Annotated in this window: 18 protein-coding genes and 1 tRNA gene; 7 read left to right on the forward strand and 12 right to left on the reverse strand. The window is 54.9% G+C overall.

The genetic code is table 11. The features are described from left to right. Positions 1–64: 64 nt before the first annotated feature. The 5 genes from wbaP to yeaG form a co-directional block, all read right to left on the reverse strand. Positions 65–1,531, reverse strand: a complete 1,467-nt coding sequence (gene wbaP / locus RT657_RS16265; RefSeq protein WP_313655691.1) for an undecaprenyl-phosphate galactose phosphotransferase WbaP — start codon at positions 1,529–1,531, stop codon at positions 65–67. Between the two features lie 375 nt (positions 1,532–1,906). Then, a complete protein-coding gene (locus tag RT657_RS16270) occupies positions 1,907–2,140 on the reverse strand; it encodes a DUF1480 family protein (RefSeq protein WP_111141824.1) in 234 nt (77 codons plus the stop codon). 78 nt (positions 2,141–2,218) lie between these two features. Next, a complete protein-coding gene (locus RT657_RS16275) occupies positions 2,219–3,946 on the reverse strand; it encodes a potassium/proton antiporter (protein ID WP_313655692.1) in 1,728 nt (575 codons plus the stop codon). 392 nt (positions 3,947–4,338) lie between these two features. Continuing rightward, entirely contained in the window at positions 4,339–5,616 is a 1,278-nt protein-coding gene (locus tag RT657_RS16280) for a YeaH/YhbH family protein (protein WP_313655694.1), read from the reverse strand. Between the two features lie 88 nt (positions 5,617–5,704). Then, entirely contained in the window at positions 5,705–7,639 is a 1,935-nt protein-coding gene (gene yeaG, locus RT657_RS16285) for a protein kinase YeaG (RefSeq protein ID WP_111141829.1), read from the reverse strand. Positions 7,640–8,058: 419 nt separating this feature from the next. Between yeaG and RT657_RS16290 the strand changes: the two genes are divergently transcribed. Together RT657_RS16290 and RT657_RS16295 are read left to right on the forward strand one after the other, a co-directional pair. Further along, positions 8,059–8,808: a MipA/OmpV family protein gene (locus RT657_RS16290; protein WP_313655695.1), complete on the forward strand. Its 750-nt coding sequence runs from the start codon at positions 8,059–8,061 to the stop codon at positions 8,806–8,808. 73 nt (positions 8,809–8,881) lie between these two features. Further along, on the forward strand, positions 8,882–9,733 hold the full coding sequence (locus tag RT657_RS16295) for an aldo/keto reductase (RefSeq protein WP_313655696.1): 852 nt from the start codon (positions 8,882–8,884) through the stop codon (positions 9,731–9,733). Here the strand turns inward: RT657_RS16295 and RT657_RS16300 are convergent. Then, positions 9,730–10,629: a D-hexose-6-phosphate mutarotase gene (locus RT657_RS16300; protein ID WP_313655697.1), complete on the reverse strand. Its 900-nt coding sequence runs from the start codon at positions 10,627–10,629 to the stop codon at positions 9,730–9,732. The genes RT657_RS16295 and RT657_RS16300 overlap by 4 nt on opposite strands. A gap of 74 nt (positions 10,630–10,703) precedes the next feature. Continuing rightward, a complete protein-coding gene (gene gapA / locus RT657_RS16305; protein WP_313655699.1) occupies positions 10,704–11,702 on the reverse strand; it encodes a glyceraldehyde-3-phosphate dehydrogenase in 999 nt (332 codons plus the stop codon). A gap of 341 nt (positions 11,703–12,043) precedes the next feature. Here gapA and msrB point away from each other — a divergent pair, with 341 nt between their 5' ends. After that, on the forward strand, positions 12,044–12,454 hold the full coding sequence (gene msrB / locus RT657_RS16310; RefSeq protein WP_313655700.1) for a peptide-methionine (R)-S-oxide reductase MsrB: 411 nt from the start codon (positions 12,044–12,046) through the stop codon (positions 12,452–12,454). Positions 12,455–12,458: 4 nt separating this feature from the next. Beyond that, entirely contained in the window at positions 12,459–12,740 is a 282-nt protein-coding gene (locus RT657_RS16315; RefSeq protein ID WP_313655701.1) for a DUF1315 family protein, read from the forward strand. A gap of 40 nt (positions 12,741–12,780) precedes the next feature. Here RT657_RS16315 and pncA read toward each other — a convergent pair whose 3' ends face one another. From pncA to sppA, 3 genes are all read right to left on the reverse strand, one after another. Then, the gene (gene pncA / locus RT657_RS16320; RefSeq protein ID WP_313655702.1) at positions 12,781–13,389 is read right to left on the reverse strand and encodes a bifunctional nicotinamidase/pyrazinamidase; all 609 of its coding nucleotides are present in this window, start codon (positions 13,387–13,389) and stop codon (positions 12,781–12,783) included. Between the two features lie 16 nt (positions 13,390–13,405). Continuing rightward, entirely contained in the window at positions 13,406–14,419 is a 1,014-nt protein-coding gene (gene ansA / locus RT657_RS16325; protein WP_313655703.1) for an asparaginase, read from the reverse strand. Positions 14,420–14,504: 85 nt separating this feature from the next. Continuing rightward, positions 14,505–16,367: a signal peptide peptidase SppA gene (gene sppA, locus RT657_RS16330; RefSeq protein ID WP_313655705.1), complete on the reverse strand. Its 1,863-nt coding sequence runs from the start codon at positions 16,365–16,367 to the stop codon at positions 14,505–14,507. A gap of 173 nt (positions 16,368–16,540) precedes the next feature. On the opposite strand from sppA, the gene RT657_RS16335 reads away from it, so the two are divergent. The 3 genes from RT657_RS16335 to RT657_RS16345 all read left to right on the forward strand — a co-directional run bounded on the left by RT657_RS16335 (position 16,541) and on the right by RT657_RS16345 (position 19,504). Continuing rightward, positions 16,541–17,092 (forward strand): NAD(P)H nitroreductase, encoded by a 552-nt coding sequence (locus tag RT657_RS16335; RefSeq protein ID WP_313655707.1) that lies wholly within the window; start codon positions 16,541–16,543, stop codon positions 17,090–17,092. A gap of 190 nt (positions 17,093–17,282) precedes the next feature. Then, entirely contained in the window at positions 17,283–19,199 is a 1,917-nt protein-coding gene (locus tag RT657_RS16340; RefSeq protein WP_313655708.1) for a DNA topoisomerase III, read from the forward strand. After that, the gene (locus RT657_RS16345) at positions 19,196–19,504 is read left to right on the forward strand and encodes a YnjH family protein (protein ID WP_313655709.1); all 309 of its coding nucleotides are present in this window, start codon (positions 19,196–19,198) and stop codon (positions 19,502–19,504) included. The genes RT657_RS16340 and RT657_RS16345 overlap by 4 nt, the downstream gene beginning before the upstream one ends. Before the next feature lie 33 nt (positions 19,505–19,537). Here the strand turns inward: RT657_RS16345 and xthA are convergent, their stop codons facing one another. Next, the gene (xthA, locus tag RT657_RS16350) at positions 19,538–20,344 is read right to left on the reverse strand and encodes an exodeoxyribonuclease III (RefSeq protein ID WP_313655710.1); all 807 of its coding nucleotides are present in this window, start codon (positions 20,342–20,344) and stop codon (positions 19,538–19,540) included. 247 nt (positions 20,345–20,591) lie between these two features. Next, positions 20,592–20,676 (reverse strand) — tRNA-Tyr (locus RT657_RS16355). Position 20,677 lies beyond the last annotated feature (1 nt).

Genomic DNA, 20,677 nt, shown 5'->3' on the forward strand with positions numbered 1-20,677 from the left:
AAAGATAGAGGAAAGGGGGGCGGAAAGTGCGATGCCTGCCGGAACAGACATCGCAGGAACAGACTTAATAAGCACCGTCGCGGCGCAGCACCACACCGGCGGTTTTGAAAAGAATGGCGATGTCGGTCCAGAGCGCCCAGTTTTTCACATACCAGGAGTCAAAATAGACGCGGGTATCGTAATCGATGTCGTTTCGTCCGCTGACCTGCCAGAGTCCGGTCATGCCCGGTTTGGCCATCAGGTAGTAGTCGACATCACCGGCATAGCGCTCCAGTTCGGCTTCAATTACCGGACGCGGGCCGACCAGGCTCATCTCACCGCGAATCACGTTCCACAGCTGCGGTAACTCATCGAGGCTGGTTTTGCGCAGGAATCCACCGATAGCGGTAATACGCGGATCGTTCTTCAGTTTGAAGTCTTTGTCCCACTCTCGCCGCGCCTCTTCGCTGGTCGCCAGTAACTTCTCCAGCACCTCTTTAGAGTTGGTCACCATCGAGCGGAACTTCAGGCACTTAAACTTTTTGCCGTTCTGACCGACCCGCTCGTGACCATAAATCGCATTGCCGCCATCCCGCTTCACCATAAAGCAGAGCAGGGCGAAGACAGGGCCCAGGAACAGCAGCAGCACCGATGCCACCACGATATCAAAGGCGCGCTTCATGAAGCGGGAAGAGTGTTTTGCCAGATTATTGCTGACGCGCAGGATCATCACTTCATGGCTGAAAATGAATGACATGTCAGTGCCGTAAAGCGGCACGCCGCGCAGCGTCGGGATTACAGAAACCGACCGGCAGTTCATCTTCGACAGGAATTTCAGCCAGCGGTCGCGCATTGGCTGCTGCTCATACTCCATGGCAACGATAAACTGTACGTTGTCACGGTCGATGGTCTGCCAGTTGATATCTTTCCAGGTGATCACCGGCACGCCGTTGACGCTCTGTTCAGTCGACACATCATCCACCGAGATAAACGCCTGCACGTTATAGCCCAGAATCTCTTCACTCTGCAGTGCCGCGTAGGCTTCAGTCGCATTGCGGCCTGAACCGATGATGATGGTTTCTTTCTGCCACTGGCCTGCCTTGTTGATGGCACGTTTGACCATCGCCCGCATCAGCGGCAGCAGCAGCAGGGCGTAAGTCCAGCTGAAGACCCACACCATGCGCGAGAAATCCCACTTCGAGAAGGCGATCAGCGCGAGGTCGAGCAATGAAAAAACGAATAAGGTTTTAACGATCTCTTTCAGCTCAAACCAGAAAGGTTTCCGATAGGTATAATGGCGCAGACGAACCCAGAACCAGCCGGTACAGAGCACCGACATAATAAACTGCGCGATAAAGCGATATTCAATCTGATGGGGGGGGATAAAAGTATCCAGCTCGCCCCAGATACCCTGAATCGTGGCGGCAGATAAAAATAAAGCCAGATTGAGTGCAATCAAATCGGAAAAACTCAGGGCGAATTTCACGATGATATTTTTGCGCGTGCCGCTCCATGAGCGGCTCGGGCTATTCATTATCAATGTACTTGCCATAAAACCTGCTCTCTTTCTTAAGTAAAAGATAGCCTGATTAAAATCAGGTACGCGCTCAGGAGTGGGCTGCTGAAAATTTAAAAATTCATTTTCAGTCTGGTGCAGTCAGTCAAGCCAATACAGCTGCATAAAGATAACGATTAAAACGTGATAGTACTCACGGAATGTTGCAGCAATGAGAATGAGTATGCAGGAGATATTTGACAGAGTTAATACGGAAAAAATCTGAAAACGGTAAAAGTGATTAAAGTTTTAAATGACTAATATATTGTTTTTTTTAGATAAAATAAGAGAGTGCTTAGTTATAACTAAACTGTTTAAGACACTTTTTAGGAATTACCGCCAGGCCTTTCAGGCTGGCGGTAATGAAAAAGCTCAGGCAGGTTTTTTTAAAATCCAGCGGTCCTGCTGTTTATCATAATGACCGATTTGCAGATCCACAGGTTCCCCGTCAATCCAGGCGGGTACGCTGGTATCGCGATCCCAGCCGTCGAGTTGGGTAATTAAGCCGGGATTGGTATGACAGGGGATACTGACGGTGTCGGTGTTCTCACCGTCAAGATCGGCATCAACAATCTCATAGCGACCAATTTTAACGACGTGTCCCATTCATTTCTCCCGTTTTTACTGACACAGAGCATTAAGCTTAGCGTATCAACAGAAAATAACGTGGCTGAATGTTTAGGATTATTCCTTCTCTTCCGCCGGACGGACACCGATCTTAACTATACGGTTATCCTCTTTCTCCGCCACGGTCCAGGTCAGCTGATTCCATTCCACCTGGTCGCCGACAACCGGCGAGCCACCCAGCATTGCCAGCACCAGCTGCCCCAGCGACTGCTGATCGTTAGTGCTCTCATCCAGTTCCAGGCCATAAATCTGCGCAACGTCACGCAGACGTGCCTCCGCATCCAGAATAAAGTCCCCGAAGAAACGCTGGTCGAGTGAAACCGGCGGCGTCTGACTAAACATCTTGCCCAGCGCAGGCAGGTCGCGCTCACGGCCGATGACACAGATCACGTCGTTCTCCCTGAGCCGTGTGCCGCCATTGGGGTGCATCAGCACATTGTCACGGAACAGGGCGGCGATGCGGGTTTCACGCGGCATCTGCAGGTCGCGCAGGGCCGCGCCCACACACCACTTGTCTGCGCTGAGCTGATAGACAAACTGCTCCCACGGATTCTCCGGATGGATATCCAGGCCGATACGGCTGATAGGCGAGGCGGTCGGCGGCACCACCACCTTCGCTTTTCTGGCGGCAAAGCCCAGCGAAGTGCCCTGCAGCATCAGGGAGACCAGCACCACGAAGAAGGCGATATTAAAATAGAGCGAGGCATTCTCCAGCCCGGCCATCATCGGGAAGACCGCCAGGATGATCGGCACCGCACCGCGCAAGCCGACCCAGCTGATAAAGAACCGTTCGCGGGTGGTGAAGCTGCGGAACGGCAGCAGGCCGATAAAGACCGACAGCGGACGCGCCACCAGAATCAGCCAGAGCGACAGGATCATCGCGGGCAGGGCGATATGCCAGAGGTCGGACGGCGTCACCAGCAGCCCCAGCACGATGAACATGCCGATCTGACTGAGCCACGCCATTCCGTCAAAGGTCTGCAGGATGCCGTGACGGTTGCGAATCGGACTGTTGCCCAGCAAAAATCCGCACAGGTAGACGGCGAGGATGCCGCTGCCCTCAAGTACCGTCGTTAAAGCAAACACCAGGATGCCGCCGCTCAGCGCCAGCAGCGGATAGAGACCTCCGGCCAGGCTGATGCGGTTAATCAGCTGCTGCAGTGCCCAGCCGCCGCCCAGACCCAGCACGATACCCAGACCGAACTGTTGCACCAGATGGACCAGGAACATCCAGTCGAGGCCGCTGCGGCCCTGTTCAATCATCTCTATCAGGGTGATGGTCAGAAAGACCGCCATCGGATCATTGCTGCCCGACTCGATCTCCAGGGTGGAGCTGACACGCTCGTTCAGCCCTTTATCACCCAGCAGTGAAAAGACGGCCGCGGCGTCTGTAGATCCGATAATCGCGCCAATCAGAAAGCCCTGCATCATGTCGAGGTTGAAGAGCCATGCAGCCACTACACCAGTCAGACCGGCGGTAATCATCACGCCAACAGTTGCCAGCGAGAGCGCAGGGCCCAGCGCCACCTTAAAAGAAGTGGCCTTGGTGCGCATCCCGCCATCCAGCAGGATGATGGCCAGTGCCAGGTTCGAGATCAGATAGGCCGCTGGATAGTTATCGAAGGCGATACCGCCGATGCCATCCACCCCAGTAAGCATGCCCAGGGCGAGGAAGATCACCAGAATCGGGATGCCCAGCCTGGATGAGAAAGAGCTCAGCAAAATACTCGATGCTACCAGCACGGAACCGATGATAAACAGACTGTAGACGATAGTGTGGTTCAAACCCGGTCTCCTGAGATATGGCAGCGCGACAGCGCGACTGCTGACAAATATCCATGCTATCTCTGAAAGATAATGTTTTATCAAAGAGTTGTCATTGTGAAAATGGCTATTATACGAATTGTTTAACCCGCAGAGGTATCAGATTAATGTGAAGAATGAGGGGGTTGGCAGGCAAGCGGGGGAAAATAGACTGTTTTAACAGGTTATTCAGGGGATAAAAAAAGCCGGTGATTAACCGGCTCTGCGTATAGCGTGCTTAAAAGTGCTGGACGGCCGAACTGCTGCCAGGCAGTACGGACGCCAGATAACCTGCGCTGCGCTGCCATGATGGACGTCTTGCGCAGGGCGACCATGCCATGTGCCCAGTCAGAAATTTTACCCCGCCTGTTGCATCAGGCCTCCGTTGCCTGCTTATGAAACAGCGATCGAAATACCGGATAGATGTCCTCCGGCTCACGAATATGTTCAATAGCAAAGTTATCAAACATCGCCTGCAGATGTTCGTACTCACGCCATAGCGTCTGATGCGCCCGGCGTGTGATCTCAATATAACTGTAGTAACGCACCACCGGCAGAATCTGCTTTGCCAGGATTTCATGACAGAGAGGGGAGTCGTCGGCCCAGTTATCGCCATCCGAGGCCTGAGCGGCATAAATGTTCCACTGCGCCGGGTCATAACGCTCTTTGACCACTTCATCCATCAGCTTTAACGCACTGGAGACGATGGTGCCGCCAGTCTCCTGCGAATAGAAGAACTCCTGTTCATCCACCTCTTTCGCCTGAGTGTGATGGCGAATATAGACCACATCCACATTTTTATAAGTGCGGCTCAGGAACAGGTAGAGCAGGATATAAAAGCGTTTCGCCATATCCTTGGTGGCCTGATCCATAGAGCCGGAGACGTCCATCAGACAGAACATGACAGCCTGACTGGAGGGCTCAGGACGTTTCTCAAAATTTTTGTAGCGCAGGTCAAAAGTGTCAATAAAGGGCACCCGTTCAATGCGCGCCCGTAGCTCAGCAATCTCCTTGCGCAGTCGTTCCTCTTCCAGCAACTGAGCCGGTTCGCTGTTCTCCACCTCCAGCAGGGTCTCTTCCAGCTCGTGCAGCATCCGGCGTTTACCCGCTGTCATTGCCGTGCGTCGCGCCAGTGAGTTCTGCAGCGAACGCACGACGCTGATGTTGGCTGGCACACCGTTAGAGGTAAAACCGGCGCGATGAGTTTTGTACTCATTCATCTGACGATGCTGGTTCCTGCGCAGGTTAGGCAGCGCCAGATCTTCGAACAGCAGGTCCAGATACTCATCTTTGGAAATCTGAAAGACAAACTCATCCTGGCCTTCGCCATCCTGACTGGCGTTGCCCTGACCACTGCCGCCGCCCCCGCCGCCTCCCTGTGGACGTTCGATACGGTCATTCTGAACGAAGTGATCATTGCCCGGATGGACCCGATGGCGATTGCCGCCGCGCCCCTGATGAAAAATCGGCTCATTAATGTCGTCAATTGGAATCGAGACAGATTCACCGCTGCTTACGTCGGTCACCGAGCGTTTATTAATGGCCTCGGAGATCGACTGCTTGATTTGTGACTTGTAACGGCGCAAGAAGCGCTGGCGGTTAACCGCGCTCTTGTTTTTGCCGTTCAGCCGGCGATCGATGAAATAGGCCATGGTGTTCCCCCAAACTACATTGTAAGCAGGCCGGGCGAACCCGACCTTTCACACCGGTATCACTTACCGGCAAGCTTACAGACTCTGATCAGGACGATTTACGCACACGCAGATACCATTCACAGAGCAGGCGAACCTGCTTGCGGGTATAGCCTTTTTCCATCATGCGATCGACAAAATCATCATGTTTTTTCTGCTCATCCGTCGAGGTCTTGGTGTTAAACGAGATAACCGGCAGCAACTCTTCCGTATTAGAGAACATTTTCTTCTCAATTACGGTGCGCAGTTTTTCGTAACTGGTCCAGTTTGGATTGCGACCGTTATTGTGTGCCCGGGCGCGCAGCACAAAGTTGACGATCTCGTTACGGAAATCTTTCGGATTGCTGATGCCGGCAGGTTTCTCGATTTTCTCCAGCTCGGCGTTGAGTGATTCACGGTCGAACAGCTGGCCGGTATCGGGATCGCGGTATTCCTGATCCTGAATCCAGAAGTCGGCGTAGGTCACGTAACGGTCAAAAATGTTCTGACCATATTCAGAGTAAGATTCCAGATAGGCGGTCTGAATCTCTTTGCCGATAAACTCAGCATATTTCGGAATCAGGTAGCCTTTGAGGTGCTCAAGGTATTTCTCTGCCTGCTCCTGCGGGAACTGCTCGCGCTCGATCTGTTGTTCCAGCACGTAGAACAGGTGCACCGGGTTAGCCGCCACCTCGGCGTGGTCGAAGTTAAACACGCGTGACAGGATCTTAAAGGCGAAACGCGTGGAAAGTCCGTTCATTCCCTCATCCACACCGGCGTAATCATGGTACTCCTGCCAGGACTTCGCTTTCGGATCCGTGTCTTTCAGGCTTTCGCCGTCATAGACCCGCATCTTGGAGTAAATGCTGGAGTTTTCCGGATCTTTCAGACGGGAGAGGATGGAGAAACGTGCCAGCGTTTCCAGCGTGCCGGGCGCGCAGGGCGAGGTCGCCAGCTCACTGTGGGCAAGCAGCTTGTCGTAAATTTTGATCTCTTCAGAAACCCGCAGGCAGTAAGGCACCTTGACGATATAGACGCGGTCAAGGAATGCCTCATTATTTTTGTTGTTGCGGAACGTGACCCACTCTGATTCGTTGGAGTGCGCCAGAATAATGCCGTTGAAAGGCAGCGCGGAGATCCCCTCTGTCCCGTTGTAGTTCCCCTCCTGGGTCGCCGTCAGTAACGGGTGAAGCACCTTGATCGGGGCTTTAAACATCTCGACAAATTCCATGATGCCCTGGTTCGCGCGGCAGAGCGCGCCGGAGTAACCGTAGGCGTCAGGGTCGTTCTGGGCGTGGTTTTCCAGTTTACGTATGTCCACTTTACCGACCAGCGCAGAAATATCCTGGTTGTTCTCATCGCCCGGTTCAGTTTTGGCTATTGCCAGCTGCTCCAGAATCGACGGCCAGACCTTCACGACTTTGAAGCGTGAAATGTCGCCACCAAAATCGTGCAGGCGCTTGGCCGCCCACGGCGACATGATGGTGCCCAGGTAACGACGCGGTACGCCATACTCTTTTTCAAGAATATGCGCATCTTCCTGAGGGTTGAACAAACAGAGTGGATGGTCATTTACCGGGCTGCGCTCGCCGTCGGCGCTCAGCACATAGATTGGCACCCGCTGCATCAGTGACTTCAGCCGTTCCGCCAGCGAGGATTTACCGCCACCCACCGGGCCGAGCAGATAAAGAATCTGTTTCTTCTCTTCCAGTCCCTGGGCGGCATGTTTGAGGTAGGAGACAATCTGTTCGATGGCCTCCTCCATGCCGTAAAATTCTTCGAACGCCGGATAGCGTCCCATCACACGGTTGGAGAATATTCTGGAAAGGCGTGGCTCCTGCGCAGTGTCGACCATAACCGGCTCTCCGATAGCCATTAACAGTCGTTCTGCTGCGTTGGCGTATGCACTGCGATCCTGCTTACAGATGGCAAGAAATTCCTGCAGTGTGAACTCTTCGTCCTTGGCCGCTTCATAACGCTGACGATAGTGATCGAATATATTCATAGCGATGCCCGTCCTTTCGTTTTTAGCACAGGTAAGGAGCGTAATTAGAGACTTAAAGCAGCTCCCGGAAGATATTCTTTGTTGAGTACAGCAACCCTTATGCCAACCTGATCTTTTTTATCGGTATACACAACTTTTGTGGTTACTCTGCTCGGTCAAAATCTCTGCTGTTACTTCTAACTGTAGATGGCTTCTAGGAAATTTCCTCCATGGGTTGGGGTAAAAAGGTGAGTGTTCAGAACTAATTTAGTTTGTTGTGAGATGAGTTCATATTGCTGATGCATTAACTTAACGTGTTTTTAACCATTAATGCCACTTTACTTGATGAACGGCTTAAAGGATTTCGATATAAGTTAATCCAGCCGTAAAAAACCGTTAGACTTCCTGTTTGATTGTTATATTTATGGAATGAATAAATTGTGAACCAATTCAAATTTAAGACGCTTGTTGCCCTTCTGCCCGCTTATTTACTGTTGCCGCAGGCCAATGCCGCTCCGCTTTCCGTAGGCGCATCGGTCATCTACGCTGAGTCGCCTTACCGTGGTGGTCAGGACCGTTATCTGCCGGTTCCGGTAATCAACTATGAGGGCGAAAACTTCTGGTTTCGCAGCCTGCAGGGCGGTTATTACCTCTGGAAAGATCCCCAGGACCAGCTGTCGCTGACGCTTCTGGGTTCGCCTCAGGAATATAAACCCAGTGATAACGATCTGGGCGACATGAAAGGGCTGGATAAGCGCCGCATGACGCTGATGGGTGGCCTGACCTATCGTCACACCGCTGACTGGGGAATCGTCCGCACCGCACTGCTGGGTGATGTCCTGAACAACAGCAACGGCATGATCTGGGATCTGACTTACCTCTATCGTTTCCAGATGGGTGACTTCAGCCTGACGCCAGGTATCGGTGCGATGTGGAACAGCGCCAATCAGAACCGCTATTACTATGGCGTATCAGGACACGAAAGCGCCCGCACCGGTATCAGCCGCTATAACCCGGATGACAGCTGGTCGCCTTATGTTGAGCTGACCGCCAGCTATCAGATTGCCACACAGTGGAACATCGGGGTCACCGGCCGCTATACCCGCTTCGACAGCGAAATCAAAGACAGTCCGATGATTGAGAAGAGCGGACAAACGACTCTCTGGACGGGCGTGAGCTACAGCTTCTGATAACGCACCACAAGAGGGCTTTTATGGCCCTCTGTTCTTTTATGGCGCCTCGTTATGGGGCGGGAGAGCAGAAATGCGCAACACGATAAATTTTGCCGGATTCGACACGCTGCCGGTCATCGGGCAGGGCACCTGGTATATGGGCGAAATCGCCTCGCAGCGGCCCACTGAAATTGCGGCGCTGCAGGCTGGCCTGGAGTGCGGACTGCGGCTTATTGATACCGCTGAAATGTATGCGGAGGGCGGAGCCGAAGAGGTGGTCGGCGAGGCGCTGCACGGACGTCGTGAACAGGCGCTGCTGGTCTCTAAGGTCTATCCGTGGAACGCGGGTGAAGTGGATGCCGTTGACGCCTGTGAGCGCAGCCTGCGCCGCCTGCAGACGGATTACCTCGACCTCTATCTGCTGCACTGGCGTGGCAATATTCCGCTGGAGGAGACCCTGCGCGCCATGGAGCGCCTGCAGCAGCAGGGCAAAATCCGGCACTGGGGCGTCTCTAACTTCGACACTGACGATCTGGCGGAACTGTGGGATGAACCTGGCGGAAATCACTGTGCGACCAATCAGGTGCTTTATCATCTCGGGTCACGCGGTATTGAGTCTGAGCTGCTGCCTGCCTGTCAGCAGCGCGGGATACCGGTTATGGCCTATTGCCCGCTGGCCCAGGCAGGCCGGTTACGTGAATCGCTGTTTACCGACCCGCTCCTGACGCAGATTGCACAGCAAAAGCGCATCAGCGTGCCGCAACTCCTGCTGGCCTGGGTCGTTCGTCAGCAGGGGGTAATCGCCATTCCCAAAGCCAGCTCAGTCGCTCACGTTCAGGAAAATGCGGCGGCGCTGGAGGTATTTCTGACCGATGAAGAACTGTCGTGCATCGATCGCGCGTGGCCAGCGCCTCAGCACAGGGTGCCGCTGGATATTGTTTAGCTGTCCGCGATGTCACTGGCTGCGGCTTTCTTCCTGAGGCGGAAGGTAGTAGCCAGCCGTGCCGGCTTTTCACCTGCGCTGCGTAAGGGTTTGCTGATACGCGCGGTTTCAACACAAACCATGGTTTTATACCCTTCGTTTGCCATATCCGCCATGCTGCAGGAGAGTTCTACCCCAGGATTCCAGGTGACAACGTCACTGTGATAATGGTGGTAAACCTCAATCTGTCGCTGGCCTGACGTATCATTGATAACGGCGCAATCCTGCGGATCGGTAAAGATGCGGTCTATTCTTCCCGGATAACGCTGTTTGCCGTCGCTGCTGCCTGTCTGCCCATTGTTAACCTTATCGATGAAACTGTTGCCCAGACCAGAGACTTCAACCCCCTGAATATCGCTGACGGTAAAATAGCTGTGCAGCGCCGCTGTCGCCTCAAAGTCACCGTAGGCTTCCAGTTCGATTTCGCAGTGCTGACCCAGGCGGAAGCGGGCAATCAGGGTAAACTCGTGCGGCCAGAGCTTCAGCGTCTGGGGGTTGCTCTCCAGCACCAGCGTCAGCATCACGCCTTCTTCGTTCTCATCGTGAGCGGTCAGTTTCCACGGCTGGGTACGGGCAAATCCGTGTGCCGGTTCACCCGCCGGGCCAAACCAGGGCCAGCAGATTGGAACGCCGCCGCGAATCGCCTTTCCGGGCGCGAACAGGCTCTTATCACTCAGCCAGAGCACAGGTTTTTCACCGCTGGGCTGCCAGGCGATGAGATGCGCCCCCTGCAACGTGATGGCTGCACGGACCTTAGGATGGCTCACCACAATCGTCGGCAGGTCGCCAGCCTGACGCTGTGAAAGGTAAGGGGAGATCTGCGTGACCACCGGCAGAGAAAACAGTTTGTCTTGCATGTTCGATTCCTTCCTGTTCGGATCAAAAAAAGGGCGACCGAAGTCGCCCTTATTCTCAATGATGACTGGCTGCCTTATTTAGCAGAAACCAGTGCAATCAGGTCGAGAACTTTGTTTGAGTAGCCAGTTTCGTTGTCGTACCAGGAAACCAGTTTCACAAAGTTGTCGTTCAGTGCGATACCCGCTTTAGCATCGAATACTGAGGTCAGTACTTCGCCGTTGAAGTCGGTAGATACCACGTCATCTTCAACATAGCCCAGCACGTCTTTCATCTCGCCTTCTGCAGCCGCTTTAATTGCCGCACAAATTTCTTTGTAAGAGGCCGCTTTTTCCAGACGCACGGTCAGGTCAACAACGGAAACGTTAGGGGTTGGTACGCGGAATGCCATACCGGTCAGTTTGCCGTTCAGCTCTGGCAGAACTTTACCAACGGCTTTCGCTGCGCCGGTTGATGAAGGGATGATGTTCTGCGATGCGCCGCGGCCGCCGCGCCAGTCTTTATGAGACGGGCCGTCAACGGTTTTCTGGGTCGCAGTCGTCGCGTGAACAGTGGTCATCAGACCTTCAACGATGCCGAATTTGTCGTTGATAACTTTTGCCAGTGGCGCCAGGCAGTTGGTGGTGCAGGATGCGTTAGAAACGATGTCCTGGCCTTCGTATTTGTCGAAGTTTGCACCACGAACAAACATTGGCGTGTCATCTTTAGATGGGCCGGTCAGAACGACTTTCTTAGCCCCTGCAGTGATGTGTTTACGCGCAGTTTCGTCGGTCAGGAAGATACCGGTTGCTTCAGCAACAACATCAACGCCCACTTCATCCCACTTCAGGTTGGCTGGATCTCTCTCAGCAGTAACACGGATTTTTTTACCGTTCACAACCAGTGCGCCATCCTGAACTTCTACGGTGCCGTCGAAACGACCGTGAGTAGAGTCATACTTCAGCATGTACGCCATGTAATCCGCGTCCAGCAGGTCGTTGATAGCAACGATTTCGATGTCAGAACGTTTCTGAGCAGCACGGAAAACGATGCGACCGATACGGCCAAAACCGTTGATACCTACTTTGATAGTCATATATTCCACCAGCTATTTGTTAGTGAATAAAAGGTTGCCTGTAAAATTACAAAAACCTTACCAGGCGTCAAGCGGAATCGTGTCAATTGTTGCGACAAATCAATTCGCCTGAGAGGAATTATTCAACGCGCAACCGCTTGCGCGCCGCCAATGATATCGCGCTTTGTCGAACCAATCGCCGACTATATAGGGATGTTCCGGGTAAAAGGTGATCGAAGTCACAAATCCGCTCAGCGGACGACGGAGGGAAAGGGTGAGCACAAAAAAAGACCCGGGTTATGTTGATCATTTGTTAGAATAGTAGTCGAATTTTTCAGAATGGCACTTCCCGGAATCTTAAAATGGCTAAAGACACCGCACCCGAAGCAAAAATTGCGCAGCTGACCGAAATGCAGCGTTACGTGACTCAGCAACGCGGAACGGAACCGCCTTACAGCGGCGCACTGCTGCACAACAAGCAGGAAGGGATCTATCACTGCCTGATCTGCGAGGCGCCTCTGTTTCTCTCTGAAACCAAATATGATTCGGGCTGTGGCTGGCCGAGTTTTTATGAGCCAGTCAGTGACGATGCGATTCGCTATATCGACGATAATTCCCACGGCATGCAGCGCGTTGAAATCCGCTGCGGCAGTTGTGATGCGCATCTGGGCCATGTTTTCCCGGATGGTCCGCAGCCGACCGGTGAACGTTACTGTGTCAACTCTGCCTCGCTGAATTTTACCGATGAGCAGGGCGTACAGACTAAAGGGTAAGACGATGAAGAAACAACTCGAAGCGATGCTTGCGTCGATGACGCCGGAAGTCTACCAGCGGCTGGCCACGGCAGTTGAGACTGGCAAGTGGCCGGATGGCGTGGCGCTGACGCAGGAGCAGCGTGACAACTGCCTGCAACTGGTGATGATGTGGCAGGCCAGACACAATGATACGCCACAGCACATGACCATTGCCAAAGGCGGCGAGATGGTTACGAAGTCGAAAAAAGAGCTGAAGGAAGAGTTCGGTATTGATTCCGACGTGACCCGGATCCATCTGCACTGATGGCAAAAAAGCTGGCTACCCGCCAGCTTTTTTGTCGTTATCAGATCAGAATTGCGCCCTGCGCGGTCATCTGTGCAAAAGCAATCTCGCTGTCTTCAGGATTCAGGTTAACCCCCCGGCAGCCCTCTTTGACCACCTCGACGTGATATCCCAGTTCCAGCGCATCCAGCACGCTATATTTTACACAGTAATCGGTCGCCAGGCCCAGCATCACCAGATGGGTAATGCCGCGTTCGCGCAGCCAGCTGTCCAGTTCGGTTTTGCGGCGGTGGCCATTGTCAAAAAAGGCGCTGTAGCTGTCGACATCCTGATCCTGACCTTTATGGAAGGTTGCATCAAACAGCGAGCGATCCAGGCCCGGATGGAAGTCTGCGCCAGCCGACCCCTGAACGCCATGGTCGGGCCACCAGATCTGAGCCAGACCGTTTAACTCGCCGAGTGTATAGACCGGCTCGCCGGAAACGGAGGCGAAGCTGCCGTGATCTGCCGGGTGCCAGTCCTGCAGGGCCACAACGCACTCACCCCGTTCATGAAACAACCGCGCATAACGATTAGCCACCTCAACGGTGTGATCGCCCTCGTGAACAGCCATCGGGCCGCCCGGGCAGAAATCGTTCTGGATATCAATAATGATAAGAGCCCGCTTCATGAGATGTTGCTCCATTTCAATCTTGAGTCAGTTCGCCGCGCAGATTTTGCTGCATCTTCGCGCGAATCTGGTCGGGAGAGAGATCCTGACTCAGTAAGTAGTGTAGCTTGGTCAGCGCGGCTTCTACCGTCAGATCAAATCCGCTGATGACCCCCGCATGTTCCAGCGCATTGCCAGTGGCATAACCGCCCATGTTCACTTTGCCAGAAATACACTGGGTCAGGTTTACCACCACGATGCCACGCTCACTGGCCTGCTGAAGTTCCGCCAGAAACTCTTTGTTCTGGGGCGCATTGCCTACGCCATAAGAGCGCAGAATCAGCGCCTTGACCGGCTGACGCAGGAAGTTACGCACGACGTCTGCGGAGATCCCCGGATAGATTGTGACCACGCCGATGGGTTGTGGCGTAATAGTATGAACCTGCAGTTCCCCCTGGTGGGCAGGGGCGGGCGGTGTATTGAGACGGCGAATATGAATGCCCGCTTCCAGCAATGCGGAGAGGTTAGGCGAGGCGAAAGCGTTGAAGCCGTCGGCATGCGCCTTAGTGGTACGGTTACCGCGATAGAGCGTGTTATTAAAGAACAGCGATACTTCGCAGATCGGATAATTAGCAGCAACATAGAGAGCGTTCAGCAGATTCTGCTGACCATCCGAGCGCAGCTCCGCCAGGGGGATCTGTGAGCCGGTCACGATCACAGGCTTGGCCAGATTCTCCAGCATGAAGGAGAGCGCCGAGGCGGTAAACGCCATGGTGTCAGTGCCGTGCAGAATCACAAAACCATCATAGCGATCGTAATTCTGCCGGATATCTTCGGCGATAGACTGCCAGTCCTGTGGCGTCATGTCGGAGGAGTCGATCAGCGGCTGATATTCATGAATGGTGAAATCAGGCATCTCAGGGCGATGGAACTCTGGCATGTTTGCCAGCTGCTCCTGCAGGTGTCCGGAAACCGGAATATAGCCCTGCGCCGAACGCTGCATACCGATGGTTCCGCCCGTGTAGGCTACGTAGATGTTTTTCTTTTGCATTAGAGAACTCAGACTCGCCATAAAAGGCGCAGTATAAGGGGAATAACGGGGAAAAGCAGCCCGACCAGCGGCCGGGCTGCGAGGTTTATCGCACTTCGCCGCAGTTCAGGCAGAAAGCGTAACGATTCTGTGGATCGTTCAGACGGTCAGAAAGCGCCGGTTGCGCTTTCATTGCGCTCATCACATCCAGCATCGGTGCAGGCAGCCAGGCTTTCAGCGTATCAGGCAGAATGGCCTGGACAGAGGCACTCATCTGACCCAGCATCATATCCAGGAAGCCCGGATCATCCTGATACCAGCTCAGCTGTGGCTTGTTGACCTTCGCCAGCTCGCCTGCTTTCTTCACGGCATCATCGAAGTCACCCAGCGCATCGACAAGGCCATTGGCTTTTGCATCGCTGCCGGTCCAGACATGGCCCTGGGCAATTGCATCAATCTGCTCAGGCGTTTTGTGCCGCGATTTCGCCACCAGGCCGACAAAGTTGCGATAGCCATTTTCAATGGTCAGCTGCATCAGCTGCTGGACTTCCGGCGGCAGTGCTTTGGTCGTGGAGACATCCGCCAGCGGCGAGGTTGCCACGCCATCGGTGTGAACACCAATGCTGTCCAGACTGTTCTCCAGCGTATTGATGACGCCAAAAATACCAATCGATCCGGTCAGCGTGCTGGGGTTTGCCACGATATAGCTGGCAGGCGTTGAGATCCAGTAGCCGCCGGAGGCCGCCATTCCGCCCATTGATACCACGATAGGCTTGCCTGCTGCCTGCGCCGCCGCCAGCTCTTCACGAATGGCTTCCGACGCGCTCACGCTGCCACCCGGGCTGTTGACCCGCAGGATGATCGCTTTGATCTTCGGATCGAGTCGCGCATCACGGATCTGCGCCGCCGTGGTGTCGCCACCGACGTTGCCCGGCGTCTCTTCGCCATCCATGATGGCACCGCTGGCCATGATCACCGCGATATTGCCATCCTGCTGCGTGGTAGCCTGTTTCACCGGATAGTCATAGATGCTGACGCTGCGATAGTCGTTGCTCTGCTTATCCAGACCAAAGGTCTTGATCAGCGCCTGATCGGCCGTCGCACGCGATCCCAGCACATCGACCAGCTTGTTATCCAGCGCATACTGCGCCGTATCACCCCTGACCGCGTTCAGTCCGGCAATGATTGCCGCCGCGCCCGGGAAGAGCTGTTCCGGCGTAATCTGACGGTTAGCCGCGACGGTATTCAGGTAGTTCTGCCAGAGCTGACCGATCCAGCGGCTGTCAGCATCCCGTGCAGCCGGGGACATATCGTCACGCAGGAACGGCTCAACCGCTGACTTATAGGTGCCGACGCGGAAGACGTGCGAGGTAACTTTCAGCTTCTCCAGCAGCGTTTTATAGTAGAGGCCGTTGGTGGCGAAACCGTGCAGATCGACCGTGCCCTGCGGCGACAGATAGATGCGGTTGGCGTAGCTGGCCAGATAGTATTGTGCCTGGCTGTAGCTGTCGCCCAGGGCATAAATTGGCTTGCCGCTGTCGCGGAATTCACGCAGCGCCTTACCGACATATTGCAGTGAAGGCTGATCGCCACCAGCAAACTCACGCAGGTCGAGGACGATGCCTTTGATATTGCTGTCATCTTTAGCCTGACGGATCGCGTCAACCACATCAAACAGCGAATTTTCCTGCAGGCGGTCACTGCTGGCGCCCAGCAGTTGACGACCGATTTTACTCAGGCGGTTGCTGACCGAGGGTTTATCGACCAGCACACCGCTGAGATCGACCTTCAGCGCGCCCTGCTGAATCGGCGCTGAACTGCCGCCGGAGCCGCTGACCTGAAGCCAGATTCCGACACCTATCACAATCAAAAAAATCAGGAAAATATTCAGAATAAATTCCCTGATAAAATTCAGTACCCGCCAGCTCCAGCGGAACAGACCTGCAATTATTCGCCACAATGTGCGCATCCGACTCTCCATAAATATGTAGCAGGAAGTGGCCGCCGCGCGGCCCGGACTTCCCCGACGAGCTCATCCTAAAGAGCAGCGTGTTAAAAGTCAGCAGGAAATCACTGCGTACTGTTACAAAAAATCTGCCTGTGCCAGGATAATGGCAACATTACAGAGATCGGGAGAGAAACATGGACGCACTGGAGTTACTGGTCAACCGACGTTCGGCTTCACGCCTGACGGAACCGGCCCCGGCCGGCGACGCACTGGAAAATATTCTGCGGGCGGGCATGCGCGCTCCGGACCACGGTACGCTGCAGCCCTGGCGCTTTATTATTGTCGAGGGTGACGGGCGCGACCGGATGAGCCAGCTGCTGGAGCAGGCCGCAAGGGATCAGCAGCTGGATGAGAAGGGGATTAACAAGGCGAGCCAGTCGCCGTTTCGCGCGCCGATGATCATCACGGTTGTGGCCCATTGCGAAGCGCACCACAAAGTGCCCCGCTGGGAACAGATTGCTTCCGCCAGCTGCGCCGTCATGGCTATGCAGATGGCCGCCGTGGCCCAGGGCTTTAACGGCATCTGGCGCAGTGGTATCTGGACTGACGATGAGCGCGTACGTCAGGGATTCGGCTGTCGTGAACAGGACGCCATTGTCGGCTTCCTCTATCTCGGCACGCCGCAACTGAAATCAAGCACCACGGTCCTGCCGCCGGATACTGCGCCGTTCGTGCGTTACTTCTGACCTGCCAGCTTGCGGCAGGGCGACTACTGTCCCTGCCGTTTGCACGGTTCCTGTGCGAACGGTCGCTAATGCCGTGCGCCATGCTGACACCCGCGTCTCAGCCAGGCTAACATAACGCCAGGCGTTCAACCGACAGCGGACAACCGGTTATCACCGCGTTCCCCCCTGATGTTAAGGATTACCTGATTCAATGCGTTTGTTTATTGCGGAAAAACCGAGCCTTGGGCGTGCTATCGCAGATGTGCTGCCGAAACCGCACCGACGCGGTGAGGGCTTTATTGCCTGCGGTAACGATCAGATTGTCACCTGGTGTGTGGGGCACCTTCTGGAGCAGGCGCAACCTGACAGTTATGACAGTCGCTATGCCCGCTGGTCGCTGGCCGATCTGCCAATCATCCCGGAAAAATGGCGGTTGCAGCCGCGTCCCTCGGTGGCAAAACAGCTGAAAGTGGTGGAAGGATTGCTGGCGCAGGCGAGTGAAGTGGTGCATGCCGGCGACCCGGATCGCGAAGGGCAGCTGCTGGTGGATGAGGTGCTCGACTACCTGAATCTGCCGGCTGACAAGCGCAGCAAAGTGCAGCGCTGTCTGATTAACGATCTCAACCCGCAGGCGGTAGACCGGGCCGTTAACCGGCTGCGTGAAAACCGCGAGTTCATTCCACTCTGTGTCTCTGCACTGGCGCGTGCGCGTGCAGACTGGCTTTATGGCATCAATATGACCCGCGCCTGGACGCTGCTGGGCCGCAATGCGGGCTACGATGGCGTACTGTCAGTGGGCCGGGTTCAGACGCCCGTGCTGGGGCTGGTCGTGCGGCGCGATGAAGAGATCGAGAACTTCGTGCCAAAAGAGTATTTCGAAGTCAAAGCACATATCGTGACGCCGGAGGGCGCCCGCTTTGTCGCCAGCTGGATCCCCAGCGAAGCCTGTGAACCCTGGCAGGATGAAGAGGGGCGGCTGCTGAAACGTGCGCTGGCCGATCATGTGGTGGCGCGCATCACCGGCCAGCCTGCAATCGTCTCCGCTTACAGCGATAAGCGGGAAAACGAGGTGGCGCCACTGCCATTCTCCCTGTCCAGCCTGCAGATTGAGGCGGCAAAGCGTTACGGACTGAGCGCGCAGACGGTGCTGGATACCTGTCAGCGCCTGTATGAAACCCACAAACTGATTACCTATCCGCGTTCGGACAGCCGCTATCTGCCAGAAGAACATTTTGCCGGTCGTCATGCGGTGTTAAAGGCCATCCAGTCGCACCAGTCCACTCTGACGCCGCCGGCCGATTTCGATGCCGATCGCCGGAATCGCTGCTGGGATGATAAAAAAGTCGATGCGCATCACGCCATTATCCCGACTGCCCGCTCCGGGGCGATAAAACTTACTGAAAACGAACAGCATATCTATGAGCTGGTGGCGCGACAGTATCTGATGCAGTTCTGCCCGGATGCGGTTTTCCGCAAATGTGTCATCAATCTCGATATTGCAGGCGGTAAATTCGTGGCGAAAGCGCGTTTTCTGGCGGAGGCGGGCTGGCGCGCGCTGCTGGGTAACAAAGAGCGGGATGAGGAGAATGATGGTATGCCGCTCCCGGTGGTGGCGAAAGGAGATGCGCTGCTCTGCGAGCGGGGCGAAGTGATGGCAAAGCAGACCCAGCCGCCGCGGCCGTTTACCGATGCCACTATTCTTTCTGCCATGACCGGCATCGCGCGCTTTGTTCAGGATAAAGAATTAAAGAAAGTCCTGCGTGCGACCGATGGTTTAGGAACGGAAGCGACACGCGCCGGGATTATTGAGCTCCTGTTTCGTCGTGGCTTCCTGGTGAAAAAGGGGCGCTACATCCACTCGACCGAGGCGGGACGCGCGCTGATTCACTCTCTGCCCGATCTGGCTGCTCGCCCCGATATGACCGCGCAGTGGGAATCCACACTGACGCGCATCAGCGAAAAGGCGTGCCGCTATGATGATTTTATGCAACCGCTGGTTCAGACCTTAACCGGATTGATTCAGCAGGCGCGACAGCAGCCGTCTGCGCATGCATTTCGGGGATTACCGTCCATCGGACAGAAACGTCCGGTGCGCAAAACCAGGCGTAAAGTAAAGGAGACGGAATGAGGCGTTTTTCACTCTTTGTGGTCGTGACCCTGTCGCTCGCGAGCGGGCTAGCGCAGGCCAATGGTCGTTATCAGTCGATGCCGCAGAGTAACAATGGTGTGAATACGGATGTGGTGGTGGATATGCCACCGGAGGCCTGGACGCAGGCGGAGCGGCGTCAGCCGGGCTGTCTGCGCTGCTGCATCTTCGAAAATCGCAACTACACGGAAGGCGCAGTGGTGAAATCGGAGGGGGTATTGCTGCAGTGCGCACGTGATGAGCACTCTCTGGGTACTAACAACCTGATCTGGAAGATTGTGAAATAACTGTCGCGTGGCATCCGGCCACGCGACGGTCACTTAAAAGCGGAAGGTTGACCAGACAGGGGCATGGTCAGAGGGTTTCTCCATGCTCCGGATATCATAGTCAATGCCGCTTTCCACGCAGTACGTGGCCAGATTTTTGCTGGCCAGCAGCAGATCGATGCGCAGTCCGCGGTTGTCATCGAACCCTTTCGAACGGTAGTCGAACCAGGAGAAGCGATCTGCGACCTCCGGGTTCTGCTCACGCCAGGTATCCACCAGACCCCAGCCCAGCAGACGTTCCATCCACTCGCGCTCTTCCGGCAGGAAAGAGCATTTGCCGGTGCGCAGCCAGCGCTTACGGCTCTCCTCACCGATACCGATATCCAGGTCGGTGCTGCTGATATTCATGTCGCCCATAATCAGCACCGGCTTATCCGCAGGCAGATCATCGGTCAGCAGACGCTGCAGATCGCGGTAGAACTTCTCTTTGGCGGGAAACTTAGTGGGGTGGTCACGGCTTTCCCCCTGCGGGAAGTAGCCATTGATCACCGTGATATCGCCAACCGGGCTGGGAAGTTCAGCGATGATCAGGCGGCGCTGGGCTTCCTCGTCGTCACCCGGGAAGCCACGGCTGACAGAAACCGGCTGAGCTTTGGTCAGCAACGCGACGCCGTAGTGGCCTTTCTGTCCGTGATAGAAGACGTGATAGCCGAGCTTTGACACCTCTTCCAGCGGGAACATGTCATCATGGACTTTGGTTTCCTGAAGACCGATAACATCGGGTTGATGCTGTTCGACGAGCGCCTGAAGCTGATGCGGGCGGGCACGCAAGCCGTTGATGTTAAATGAAACAAATTTCATGAGTTCGACCATTGTTCAGCAAGTGATGGGCGACGATGGTAGCGATTTTTGCCGGAAAAGTCATGGCGGAACAGGTGGAGATGCGCCGCAAGCAGGAAAGGGAAGGGGAACAGAAAATGTGAGTGAAAAATTTACAGGGCGCGTTGTCTCGCAAGCCCGACCCGAACCTTGATCGAAGGTTCTCATCCCTCTCCCCGCAGAACAGGAAGCTAAGGTATTTTAATGGGATGTTGTGCGATATAGAAGATGGTGGTGGGAGAAGGATTCGAACCTTCGAAGTCTGTGACGGCAGATTTACAGTCTGCTCCCTTTGGCCGCTCGGGAATCCCACCT

This window comes from Pantoea sp., assembly GCF_032114055.1.
Taxonomy (GTDB): domain Bacteria; phylum Pseudomonadota; class Gammaproteobacteria; order Enterobacterales; family Enterobacteriaceae; genus Pantoea.